Annotated in this window: 7 protein-coding genes; all 7 read right to left on the reverse strand. The window is 71.9% G+C overall.

Features of this window, described 5'->3' with window-relative positions; genetic code table 11:
• Positions 1-36: 36 nt before the first annotated feature.
• On the reverse strand, positions 37-1,947 hold the full coding sequence (locus PKD06_RS00085; RefSeq protein WP_324376498.1) for a RyR domain-containing protein: 1,911 nt from the start codon (positions 1,945-1,947) through the stop codon (positions 37-39).
• On the reverse strand, positions 1,944-2,618 hold the full coding sequence (locus PKD06_RS00090) for a VWA domain-containing protein (protein ID WP_324376500.1): 675 nt from the start codon (positions 2,616-2,618) through the stop codon (positions 1,944-1,946). Before PKD06_RS00090 ends, PKD06_RS00085 begins: the two co-directional genes overlap by 4 nt.
• 61 nt (positions 2,619-2,679) lie before the next feature.
• Complete coding sequence (locus PKD06_RS00095) at positions 2,680-4,113, reverse strand: PrsW family glutamic-type intramembrane protease (protein WP_324376502.1); 1,434 nt, start codon at positions 4,111-4,113, stop codon at positions 2,680-2,682.
• Between the two features lie 47 nt (positions 4,114-4,160).
• Positions 4,161-5,642, reverse strand: a complete 1,482-nt coding sequence (locus PKD06_RS00100; RefSeq protein WP_324376504.1) for a PrsW family intramembrane metalloprotease — start codon at positions 5,640-5,642, stop codon at positions 4,161-4,163.
• A gap of 121 nt (positions 5,643-5,763) precedes the next feature.
• Entirely contained in the window at positions 5,764-6,588 is an 825-nt protein-coding gene (locus PKD06_RS00105) for a PP2C family serine/threonine-protein phosphatase (RefSeq protein WP_324376506.1), read from the reverse strand.
• Positions 6,585-7,964: a serine/threonine-protein kinase gene (locus PKD06_RS00110; RefSeq protein WP_324376508.1), complete on the reverse strand. Its 1,380-nt coding sequence runs from the start codon at positions 7,962-7,964 to the stop codon at positions 6,585-6,587. The genes PKD06_RS00105 and PKD06_RS00110 overlap by 4 nt, the downstream gene beginning before the upstream one ends.
• Before the next feature lie 9 nt (positions 7,965-7,973).
• Positions 7,974-12,578, reverse strand: coding sequence for a PQQ-binding-like beta-propeller repeat protein (locus PKD06_RS00115; protein WP_324376510.1), 4,605 nt, complete (start codon positions 12,576-12,578; stop codon positions 7,974-7,976).
• Positions 12,579-12,760: the final 182 nt, after the last annotated feature.

Raw genomic sequence — 12,760 nt, forward strand, 5'->3', positions numbered from 1 at the left:
TGACAGGGAGACGCCTCACCCGGTCGCCCTGCGCGATCAGGCCGCCTCGGCGAAGATCGAGGCGGCGTCGATGATCGCCGCCGCCCGCTCTGCCACGTAATCGGCGATCGCTTCCGCATGCGGATCGGGCGCGCTCGGATCGGCCCACAGGTCGGCGGGGGCCGAGACGCCGCCAATCGGCGCGAACAGGGTCGTCGGGCGGGCGAGCAGATCCTTCAGGATCGCCCGGTCGTCCTCCTCGACGATGGCCCGGACCTCGCGGTTGTCGCGGGAGATCTCCGGCACCACGAGGCGCCAGGGGCGCCCCGCCCGGGCCAGCTCGCTCCCGAGCCGGGCGAGCGCGCGGCATTCGGCCGGATCGACGAGCGCCGACAGGACCACGAGCGGGCGCCATTCCTCCTTGGCGGCGAGGACAAGGGCCGCGCCGACATCGATGCCGGGCGTCGCGCCGGGCGTCGCGAGGATGCCGATCACGAGGGGGCTCACCGCCCCGTCCGGCGCCGGCCTGACGACGGTACGGAACAGGAAGCGGACCTGGTCGGCATCCTTCTCGATCTCCACATCCGTCAGGCGTGGATCGTCGAAGGGAACGAGGAGCGGGTGGATGCGGCGGGCATCGTCGCGCACCTCGCCGAAGCGCCAGCCGTCCAGGCGCCGCTCGGCGCACCAGCGGTCGTGCTCGATCCGCGACAGCCGGCGCAGAAGCGCGTCCTCGGCCGTGCTCTCGGCGCAGGGCATGATCACCTTGGCATGGCTGTGCGGATCGACCAGGAAGGGATCGGACGAGCCCCCCGGCTCGCGCAGCCCGATCGTCCAGAGCTTCACCGGCAGATGGTCGGCGGCGCGGCGATTGGCGCGGCGATAGGTTTCCGGGAGCCGCGCCCAGGGCGCGCCCGCCGGCCCCGAGGAGCCGAAGCGCGCGCGATAGGTGTCGTGGATGCGCTCGGCCAGCTCGTCCGCCCGGCGGGCGAAGAGGTCGACGAGATCGGGATCGGATTCGACGCCGCCCCGGACGATCCAGCTTCGCCCGAGATCGCGGGCGCGCCCGGCGGGCTTCGCCAGCGTGAGCAGCCCCGCCTGGCGCTCGGAGACGACGAGGCAGGAGGCGACCGCCTGGCCCTCCCCCTCCTGCATCCGGGCGATCGCCGTCATCACCGAGAGCGCCGCAGCGTCGTCGTCGAGCGCGATGACGATCAGCGTCAGAGGCGCGACGGCGGCGGCCGCCGCGATCGGCCCGTCCGGGGCGGTCAGGGTCAGGGGATCGAGGGCCGCGATCCCGATATCGGCGGAGAGGTCGATCTCCGGCATGTCCCGGTCGAGCCATTTGCGCGCCGCGAGCGGCTCCGGGTCGAGGATGGTGATGCGCGGCTTCGCCAGCCCGCCCGCGATGCCGGAAAGGACCAGTTCCTCGAAGCAGTCGCGCCCGAGCGGCGAGAAGCCGACGATCACGGCGTGGACACGCTCCTGGCCACGCCAATAGGCGATGTCGTAGGGCCGCACAGCCGCGACGGCGCCATGGGCGGCGAGCGCAGCGGTCGCGACGAGCCGCGGGCGGGGCTCGACCCCGGCGGCGAAGAGGTTCTCGTCGACGACGCGGCGAAGCGCCCGGTCGCGGATATTGGCGATGATCTGCGGCCGGGGCCCGCCCTCGGTGAGCGCGACCAGGGCGGCGAGGGAGGCCACCGTCTCGGCGTCGCCCGCAAGGTCGATGACGACCAGCCGCGCGGCCGCCGAGCCGGCGGCCCGGTGGACGGCTTCCGCATCCTCGCCCAGGGGAATCTCGACGACATCCCCTTCCGCGAGCGGATGGCGGCCGGCATGGACAAGACGCCCCGGGCGCCCCTCCTGCCGCGCCAGGGCCCGCGCCACGCGGCTGTCGCCGAGCACGACGACGTGATCGCGCAGGAGGCCGCCCGCGGCGGGGGGGAAATCGGAAGCCTCTGTCACCACAGATCCTCGTCTTCGTCCGGCTTGCCGTGAGTCGTATGGGAGGGGGCGCCCTGCGAGAGGGCCGCCGCGACCGGGCCGCCCGCCACCCATTGCATCCGCCCGACCAGCATCTCGACATCGGGCGAGCGGAGCGGCGGCAGGGCCGGATCGCTGGAGAAGCTGCGCAGCAGCGCCATGTCGGCATCCTGGCCGATGGCGATGGGAACGCGGACGGCGCGCCGGCCGGGCCCGGTCGCCAGCAGCGCCTCGAGCCCCCCCGCCGCATCGTCGCTCGGATAGCCGTCCGAGAAGAGCACGACGACCGGGGGCAGCGTCTCGCCGGCCTCCTCCTGCGCGGCGAAAGCCCGGGCCAGCAGCCGGAACGCCGCCCCCATGTCGCTTTCGCCCGAGGCGACGAGATTGGTCCAGGCGAAATGCTCGACCGGCTCCGGGCGCGGCGCCGTGAAGGCCGCCCCCGTTGCGAAGCGCAGCACCCGCAGGCGCAAGGCGACATCCGGGTGATCCTCGGCATGGGCGCGCATCGTCGGGACGACCGTCTTCGCCGCCCAGTTGAGCGCGCCGATGCGCTCGCCGGTCATGGAGCCGGAGCAATCCACCACGAAGACGACGTCGAGCACGCGCCTCGCGCCCCCCTCGCCCGCCCCGTCGCTCGGCGTCGTCTGCGCCACCTGTTCCGTCCTCCAGCTTCGATTCCCCGTGGCCCTCGATCCCGGCCGGCGCGAGGCGCCGTCAATAGGCGCCGATGCCGAGGACCGCCCCGCCCAGCAGGAGCGTCGTGCCCGCGAGGGCCGGCACCTCCTGTCCGGGATGGACGGGCTGCGCGCTGCCATCCGGCATCGCCGCCGACCAGACGACGCTGCCCGTGTTGCAGATGGCCATTCCCCCTCCCGGCATGGCGACGATTGCGGCCGTGCAGCCCGGCGGGGCGCCGTCGGCCGCGAAGAGGGTCGAGAGGTCGACCTGCGGATTGGGCACGAGAGCGTAGCGGACATTGGCCGTGCCGATGGCGAGGCCGCTCGCCGGAACGGCCGGCTCGGCCGGGGCTTCGGTCGTGCGGCTCGTGACCCCGACCGAACGCTCGATCGCGGTCGCGGCACCGGCGAGAACCCCGGCAATACCCGGAGGCGCCGGCGGCACGATCCCCGCCGGCATGATCGGGCCCGGCCCGTAACCCGGCGACAGGGCCAGGATCGACTGGCCGTCGATGGCCCCGCCCGTCCGGGAGGCTTCGAGCTGGCGCGCCTTCATGAGGCAGGCGAGGAAGACGAGGGCGATCAGGGGACCGGCGATGAAGGAGCCCCATTCGGTACTGATCGTGTCGGCCGAGTTCCAGAAGGCGTGAAGCAGGGCGGCGGTCACGATCCCGACCGGGACGAGCTTCCAGGCATGGCGCGGATGGGTCGCCGCGAGCCCGATGAAATAGCCCGAGATGCCCGCATAGCCGATATGGCCGATCACACCCTTGATGATGCGCGGGAAGAGCAGCATGAACCCCATGATCACGCCGTATTTCGTATCCTTGTAGGCGCCGATCCGCTCGGGGACGTATTGGAAGACCGTCTCCAGGAAGATGAACATCGCCCCCGCCGCCGCTCCCGTCAGGAGGCCGTCCACCGGCCCCCTGAGCGCGAGGCCGCGCGTCAGCACGTTGCCGGGCGAGCCGTTCCCTCGCAGGGCGAGCGCAAGGGCGAGGGCAAGCAGGGCCGGCACCGCCTTCAGCACCTCCTCCATCAGCCCCGCCCCGAAGAACATCGCCCGGAAGGTGGCGGGAAAGCCCCGCACCCCGTCCGTCTTCCCCGGCAGAATTTCGCGGAAGACGTGGATGTACTCGCCGAGGAAATAGACGAGCTGAACATAGGTGATCGCCGCCGGCACGGCATACCAGGCAATGGCCTTGCGCTCCCCGGAATAGACATAGAGGGCGACGAACATCGTCGCCAGCAGGCAGGCCGAGACGATGGCCATGTAGAGGAGGACCTGCCTGATGTCCTTGACCTCGCCCCACCGGAACAGGACGAGGCTCGTCGCCGTCACGAGGACGATCGGGATCAGGGCCTTGCTGCGCCACAGCCTGACCTTGGGCGAGATCACGGGGATGAGATCGGAGCGGGACAGCTCCGGCTCTCGCTGAGGCGGCTGCGGCGGAAGCGGGTCCTGCGGCATGGCCCCTCCGGGCCGGGAGGAGGCGCGCCGGGCGGCGCGCCCTCCCGTCAGTACGAGGCGATCTCGATCGTCGCGGTGCCGAGGAGCAGCTTCGCCCCCGCGAGCGGCCGGAGCGAGGCGCCCGGCTGGACCGAGGCCGTCGCGCCGTCAGGCGTCGCATAGCTCCAGGGGGCGCTGCCGGTATTGCGGATCTCGAGCCCGCCCTCCGCAGCCGGCAGGATCGCACCGAGGCAGCCCGGCGGCACCCCGGCCGCGCCGAAGAGCGCGGAGAAGTCGATCGCCTGGTTCGGCGCGAGGGCATAGCGCGCGCTGGCATTGCCGATCGACAGGCCGGCCGCCGGCATCGGGGCCGGCGCGACCGGAGCGGCATCGGCCGGGACGGCGCCGGGATTGGGCACGGTCGTGCGGGCCGCGACGCCGGCGAGCTTCTCGGCGGCGGTAGCGACGCCGGTGAACATCCCGGCGATCCCGGCGGCCGGGGGCGGCACGACGCCGGCCGGCCCGACCGGCGCGGTGCCGGGGGGCGGCGAGACGGCGAGCACGGAATGGCCGTCGATCGGCCCGCCGAGGCGCGAGACTTCGAGCTGCTTGGCCTTGAGCAGGCAGGCGAGGAAGAAGAACAGGGTCAGCGCCGCCGACACGTACCAGCCCCAGAGGCCGAGCAGATAGGCGACGGAGTTCCAGAAGGCGTGGAGCGAGGCCGCGAGCACCCAGCCGATGGCGAGGAGCGTGAACAGCGAGCGCCTGTGGCTGACGGCGAGGCCGATGAAATAGCCGAAGATGCCGGCATAGGCCATGTGCCCGACGAGCCCGTTCAGGACGCGGGGGACCATCAGGAGCAGGCCGTGCAGCGCCTGCAGGGCGGCGTTGCCGCCGGGACCCCCGCGCATCGCGCTCGGGACATATTGCAGCATCGTCTCGATGGCGATGAAGCCCGCCCCGGCGGCCACCCCCATGAGAACGCCGTCCAGGGGGCCTTGAAGCGCGAGGTTGCGCGTCACCCGGTTGCCCGGGCTGTTCTTGCTGCGCAGGCGATAGGCGAGGAAGAGGGCGAGCAGCGTCGGCACCGCCTTCAGCAATTCCTCCATCAGCCCGGCCCCGAAGAACATGCCGATGAAGTTGGGCAGGAAGGTATCGCCCTTCATGTTGCCGGGAAGAAGGGTCCTGAACACGTAGAAATACAGGTGCAGGATCGGCGACACCAGGAGCTGTATCACGACGACGGCGGCAGGAACGAGATACCAGAGCATGCCCTTGCGCTCGCCGGCATAGAAATAGATCGCGGCGAACATGGCAAAGAGCATGAACGCGCAGAGCACGTTCATGTAGGCGACGACGTCCTCGGTGGTCTGGAGGCCGATCTTCAGGACGAAGAGCGCCACGCAGGTCACCGCGAGGGCGATCAGCGGCACCAGCATGCGCGACTTGCGCAGGCTGATCTTGGTCGAGCGGAAGGGCATCAGCTCGGACCGCGTCAGGCCCGCGTCCTCGCGGATCGGCTGCTGCGGCAGGGGGGGCATCTCGGCCATCAGGAACGTCCTTCCTCGAAGGAATGGAAAGCAATCGAAGGAAACGCGGCGGGCGCGCGCCCGCTGCCATGACGCGCCGCCGCCCTTCCGGCAAGAGCAAAGCCGGGACGAGCCCGCACCGTCATGCCGGCACCGTGTAGAGCGCGACGGTGATGTCGTCGCGGCTGCCTCGCCCGGAGCATTCCGCGAGCCAGGGCTCGAGGCTGCGCAGGAACGAATCCAGGGGCGCTGAGCGCAGCGACTTGCGGAAATGGCGCGCGACCGCCAGGAAGTCCTCGTCCCGCGGATAGGATTTCGAGAGGCCGTCCGTTCCCGCCATCACGAAATCGGGGGCGCTCAACGGATGCGGCGCCGTGAACAGCCGCAGATGGGTGCGGGCCACGGCATCGGGCTGGCACAGCGAATAGGTGCCCGCCCCGACGAGATGGGGATCGAGGGGCACGACGCGGTCCACCTCTCCCGTCCGGGAGGAGGCCAGGACGTCGCCGTCCCCGATCTGGAGGAAGAGCGAGCAGCCCGGCCCGATCGCGGCGGCGACGCAGGTCGAGCCATAGACCGCATGGCTCTCGAAGCCCGGACGCTCGGGAATCGGCCAGAGGCGGATATCGGCCTCGACCCGCTCGCGCCAGCCGGCCACGAGATCCTGCGCCAGGGTCGCAAGGACGCGGCCGGCGCCGCCCGCCTCCATCTCGTGCGCCGCCCGGCGGAACAGCGAGAGAACCGTCGCCACCGCGAAGGCCGAGCCGCGGTCGCTGCGGTAATGGCGCGCCGAGCCGTGGCCGTCCGCCACCGCGAGGAAGGTCCAGGCCCCCGCCCGCTCGTAGGCGAGCGCATCCTGGTTGGGCAGGTTCCCGAGGGCGTGGGAGGTGCCGCGGACGGAGGCCCCGCCGACCGAGGGCTCGGGCTCCGGCGAGGCCGGCGGAGAGAGCCGGGCCGCCTCGCTCACGCCGCGCTCCTGTCGAGCGGATCGGCCCCGGCCACGACGCCCTCGCGCCGCCCGGCCGCGCGGCCGAAATCGATCCCGAGCCCGTCGAGGATGCGGACGGTGCGCCCCGGCACGATGGTGATGGGCTTGCCCTCGCTCGTGCGGCCCTGCCAGGACGCCTGGGTGAGGTTGCGCAGGCCGATGATGGTCTCGTCGGTCGGGTGCCTGTCCACGGTCGCGACCGAGTCGCGCAGGGCGACCGGCGCCGCCGGCTCGACATGATGCGCATAGAGCTGCCGGTCCGGCCGCATGGCGACGAGATAGCGCCCGAGCGTCATGCGCACGGGGCGCGGGACGGAGCCGCCGCAGAGGGGACAATGGGGCGTGGCCGCCGCCGCGGCGACGTCGAGCGGAATCTCGAAGCGGCAGGCGGGACAGGGCGTGACCGCGTCGCGCAGCCGCGCCATGGCGGAGCGCCATTCGGTCTCCAGCACCCGCGTATCCGGCTCCGAGAGGCCGGCCGTGAAGGAGCGCACGAACAGGTCCCGCAGGAAGGCCGGCATCGCCTTCCAGCGCGCGACCACCCAGTCATGCCTCCCGGCCAGGGGGCCGTTGGCGTCGTTCTGCGGATCGAAGATGAAGAGCGGATCGCGCCCGTAGAGCTGAAGCTGCGTCTCGGGCGTCCGCTCGCCGAGCGCCGCCTCGCGCCGCCCCTCCAGCGGATGCCACTGGAACAGCGCGTAGAAGAACAGGACCGCCATCGAATAGAGATCGGTGCCCGAGGAGGGGATGGCCTCCCGCCGCACCACCTCCGGCGCCATGAATTTCGGCGTGCCGAGCACCCCGCCGAGCAGGCCCTCGACCGTGATGTTGTCGGCGTCGCAGATGAGGACGCCGCCGCGGATCGGGTCGACGAAGAAGGAGCCGAAATTCAGGTCCTGGTAGCAGAGGCCGCGGATATGAAGCTGCTGGAAGCTCTCGGCGATCTCGTGGCAGGCCGTGGCCCGGGCCTCGAGAGTGAGGTCGAGGCGCTTGGGCGGAGCGGCGAGGATGTCGCTGAAGGGCCGGCGATCCTCCGAGACCACCGGCATCACGTAGCCGAATTCAGCCCGCCCCTGGATGGTGGCGAGGTCGAAGGGAAAGAGGAAGCGCTTGTCCGGCGGCCCTTCCTGCACGAGCCGCTCGATCCGCTCGCGGAGCGTCGTGTCGAGCTGGACGACATGGGGGTGATACCATTTGAGCGCGAGTTGGCGCCCGCCGACATCGACGAGATAGACCGCCCCCTGACCGCCGGCGCCGAGCTTGCGCCCGACGATGCCGCTCGTGCCCGCGCCCCGAAGGCGGAATTCCTGGCCGACGGGCAGGTCGCCGCTGCCGGAGCCGAAGAGGCGCAGCATCGCCCCGCCTCAGTTCGTCTTGGCCGAGCGGAGCGAGCCGTCCGGCAGGCGCGGGGCCAGCCGGTCCAGCTCCGCCTTGGCGGCTTCGAGCGCGGAGGCCCGGTCGAGGGGCAGCTTGTGGAAGGCGACGGCGCTCGGCGTCTCGCGCATCAGGGCGTGGAGCGCCCAGGTGCTCGCGATCCTCTCCTGCCCGTCGAAGCTGACCGTCGAGGGCACGCCCGCCGTCCAGGGCGGGGTGAGCTGCGTCAGGAACTGGCCGGTCGCCGCGTCGTGCAGGTCGATCGCCAGCATGCCCTGGCGCAGGATGGCGAGATGGCCCGCCTCGGAGAGCGCGAGCTGCATCACGGTGCCGTGGGGCTTCTGGCCGGGCATGGCGTTCATCTCGAAAGTCGCGTCGGCGGCCGGGTTGAGGCTCCAGAGGGGCTCGCCCGCCGCATCGACAGCCACGACCCGGCCGTCGTCAAGAGCCAGCACGACCCTGTCGCTGCCGGACGCGATCGCGATGTGGATGGGCATCGCCTTGCCGAGGCGCGGCGCGAGCGGAGCCACGGTGCCGCTGGCGAGGTCGAGGCGCCGCGCGCCGTCCGGGGAGGCGAAGATGACGACACGCCGCCCCGCATCGATGGCGAAGGCCCCGCCTTCCACCATGCGGACGGGCCAGGAGCCCTTGATGCGGCCATCGGCGCCATCGAAGGAATAGACGGCGTCGCGCGTCGCCGCGACCACCTCGCTGCCGTCCCGGCTCATCGCCGCCCCGGCGAGGCCGGCGAGGCCGGGCGCCGCCCAGACGGGCTTGCCCGAGGCGAGGTCGTGGAGGACCAGCCGGCCCTCCTGGAGCAGGATCACCCGGCCGCTTTCCGCCAGGATCGCCGCAATCGCGTCCTGCGGGGGCAGCGCCGTCTCGATGCGGTTGCCGTCGAGCTTCAGCACCTGCACCTTGCCGGGCGCGGAGGCCGTCACATAGGCGCCCTCAGCGGCACCAAGGCGCCAAGTCTCGCCCCAGGCCGGATCGCCGTCGAGCTTGCGGTTGCCCGGAAGGATGCGCAGGCCGTCCCGCGCGCCCGCGAGAAGCCGCCCGTCGGGCAGGATCGCGGCCGAGCTTTGCAGGAGGATGGCCGAGGCGAGACGCGCGTCGCGGTGCTTGCCGCCGAGGACGTGCCAGACATGAACGCCCTGGCTGGTCTTCCCATTGTAGTGGCAGGCGAGGAAGTGATTGCCGCGCGTCAGCTTGCAGCCCTGGATCTGCTCGTTGGCGAGGTCTGCCGCCGAGACGCGGAAGGTATCGTAGCGAAGCGGCTTCTTCTCCTCCGAGACGAAGGAGATGCGCATCTCGTAGCCGGATTCGGTCTGCACGCCCGTGATGGCCACCGGATCGCCCGTATTGTCCGGGCCGGTCATGTTGAGCCCGAAGACGGATTCGGCCGTCTCGCGATCGTAGTCGTAGCGCTTGCTGTCGCGGTGAAAGGCCGAAAGATGCAGCGCCGAGAAGGTGAGGACGCGGTTGCGCGCCGGGTCCGGCCGCAGCTCCGTCATCACGACCAGCGCCGGGGCGGAGACCTTGTCGACGAGATCCCGGCCGATCCCCACCGCATCCGCGGAGAGGTCGAAGGGCAGAGGCTCGCTCCAGGCGCCGCTGTCGCGGTCGTATTCGCGGATCTCGGCCCCGTAGGTGACGAGCACCTTGCGAGCGCCCGGCAGGAAGCGGACCTGGCCGACGAGATAGTTCGGCTTCGGCTGCGGGACCGGGACCAGCCCCCCCTTCTCCGGCTTGTCGAGCGAGACGAAGGCGATGGAATGCCCCGTCCCGATCGCGGCGGTATGGGTCTTCTCGTCGATGTCGAGCGCGCCGATGCGCTCGTCGAATCCGACCTGGGCGCGAATCCTGGCGGATTCGACCTCGATCACGAAGAGATTCTTGACGCTCGTCATCGCGACGAGGCCGAGCGGGGCGATGCCCCGCACATAGAGCGGCATCGTGTCCTGCGGCAGGGGCGCGAGGCGCCGCACGCGCCCGCCCGGCAGGTCGGCCATGAGGATGCCCGCCTGCATGTCGGCATAGACGAGCGCATCCTCCCCGTAGAAATCATGCGGCAGCATGTGCCAGCCGCTCTTCGGCCGGTCGAGATGCAGCACCTCGCGCTTGTCCGCCAGGGCGCGCAGGAGGGCGGGCAGGCTCGCGCTGCGCTCGCCCGGTGCCAGCACGTCCGCCTCGGTCTCGCCGGCCTCGACCGCGAGGTCGAGCGCGCGGTGAATCTCGGCGCGGGCGGCGGCGCCCTCGGCCTGGGCCGAGAGCGTGCGGGCCGTGTTGCGCTTGGCCTCGCGCAGGGCGGCGATCGCCCTCGCCTTCTCGGCATCGGCGCGGTCGCGCTGGCTCTCGGCCTCGCGGCGCGCCTCGCGCTGCGTCTCCTCGGCCGCGCGGGCGATGGCGGCCTGCTCGTCGGCGCGGCGCCATTGCAGGCTGGCCAGGGCGGCGATGCCGGCGAAGATCACCGCGAGGATGCCCGCGGCCACCGCGAAGCGGCGGCGGCGCCAGCTATCGGCGGCATGCGACTGGGCCACGAAGGCGCCGAGCGCGCTGTCGGCGGGAATGCCCCAGCGCCGCACGAGATCCTGCCCCTCGGCGAGGTTGAGGGAAGTCAGGAGCGCCGTCTTGCGCTCGGCCGGGGTGGCCGCCTCCTGCCAGCGGCGCTGGAGGGTCTCGAGCCGCGCGCGGGTCTGGAGGTCGCGCCGGTCGATCGCGATCTGCTCGCGCGCGCTCGGCCAGTTCTCCAGCAGCGCCTCGTGCGCGATGCGCATTTCCGCGACGCCCTCGCGCTCGGAGGCGACGAGCAGCCGGTTCTCGGGCGCGAGGAAAGCGGTGACGAGCCGGGCCTCGGGGCTCCCCGGAGGGAAGCTGTCGAGCCGGGCCGGCCGCGAGGTCGCCGTCCCGTCGCCCGCGGCCGTGACCAGCGCCCGCAGCACCTCCGGCAGGGCGGCGGCCGCCTCCGGGTCCTGGGCCTTCAGGCTCTCCAGCGCCTGGTCGGCGCGCCGCGCGATGGCCCCTTTCAGCTCGCCCAGCGCCCGATAGCCGGCAAAGGTGAGCGCGCGGCCATGTCTTTCGACGATGTCGCGCTCGAAGAGCGACTGCATCATCACCGAAAGGAGAGGCAGCGCGCCGGGCTCCTCGGAGGCGGCTCCGGCGATCACGGCGTCGAGCCCGACGCCGCTCTCGGCGTCCTTCTCGAAGACGAGGCCCGCCGCCGCCGCCGGGCGGCGCACGATCTCGATGATCTCGGCGCCTCCGGGCGCCGGCAGGTCGAGCCGCGCCCCCGACTCGACGAGATCGACCAGGGCCGGAATCTCGGCCGCCCGGTGCCACAGGTCGTTGCGGACGGTGGCGACGATCCAGACGACGCCCGAGCGCGCGAGCCCCGCGAGGATGCGCACGAAGAGGGTTCGCCGCTCGGGATCGAATTCGCGCGTGAACAGCTCCTCCACTTGGTCGACCAGGAGGACGAGCCGCGCCTCCTCGTGCGGCAGGAGTCCCTGGCGCGCCCGCGCCTCGCGCGCGACCGAGGCGAGCGCCTGCCGGAAGGGGAAGGAGGGATCGTCCGGGGCGGCCTGGAGATGGGCGGCGAGGGCCTGCGGCCCCATGCCGGTCGCATCCAGCTCGGGCAGCCCCTCGCCCGCGGCCGGGTTGCCGGCGACGAGGGCCTTGGCGAGGCCGAGGACGGGGTCTTCCCCGCCCTCGCCCGGCCGCAGGATCACCCGCCGCCAGAGGCCGACGCCCGGCACCGCCTTGGCCGCGAAGAGCGCCGGCAGGAGGCCCGCGCGGGCAAGCGAGGACTTGCCGGACCCGCTGGCGCCGAGGATGAGCAGGAAGGCGGTTCCGCCCTCGGCCGCCGCCTGGAGGCGCGTCGAGGCTTCGCGGATCGGCTCGTCCCGGCCGAAGAAGACCGGGGCGTCGCGGAACTCGTAGGAGGCGAGGCCTGGATAGGGGCTGCCCTGGAGCCAGGTCGCCTCCTCGTCCGCGCCAGAGAGGTCCTGGAGTCCCTTGGCGATCCGCGCCTCGATCAGCCGGACGAGATCGCCTTCGAGCTTGGCGTCGAATTCCTCGAGCGCGGCGAAGCGCGAGCTGCCGGCCAGGAAGACCCCGGCCCCCTCGAAATGGCGCTGCCAGAAATCCTCCAGCGCCTGCCATTGGCGCTCCTGCTCGGCGCGCTTGGCCGCGTCGGCGAGCGAAGTCTGCGGGTCGCCCACCTTGCGATAGGCGAGGAGATCGGGCGCGCCGCGCTCCCGATGCGCCTCCAGCGCCTCCTCGAATTCCCATTCGGTGCCGGTGACGGGCGCCCGCCCGTCGAGGCCGCGATACTCGCGCGCCGCCGTGCGCTCGGGCAGCGGAGTGCCGAGCCGCGAATAGACGACGAGCACCATGATGTCGGACCGGCTCGGCGGCTCGATCGCATCCTGGAAATGGCCCGATGCGAGCATCGGCTCGTATTCCCAGAGATAGGGCTCGATCTTGAAGAAGCGCTGATAGTCCCGCGCCAGCTTCTGCACCACGAGATGGGCACGCAGCCGCTCCTCCTGCACGTCGCCGGGCGAGGAGATGAAAATGCGAAGGGTCTTACGCATCGGTCGAAGCGGCGGTCTCGAAGGCCGGGAAACGCCGGTTTAATGCGAGGGAGACATGCGGCAAAGGCGACACGGAGTCCTGTTCGGTTCGCCTCCTCAATGATCCGGCATTGTTTCGCCCGGATGTCGAGGGCCCTGCGCCGCCGGTAGCGCAGAGCGATCGGCTGAAGCGCCCTGCGCGG

This window comes from Enterovirga sp., assembly GCF_035325185.1.
Taxonomy (GTDB): Bacteria; Pseudomonadota; Alphaproteobacteria; order Rhizobiales; family Beijerinckiaceae; genus Enterovirga.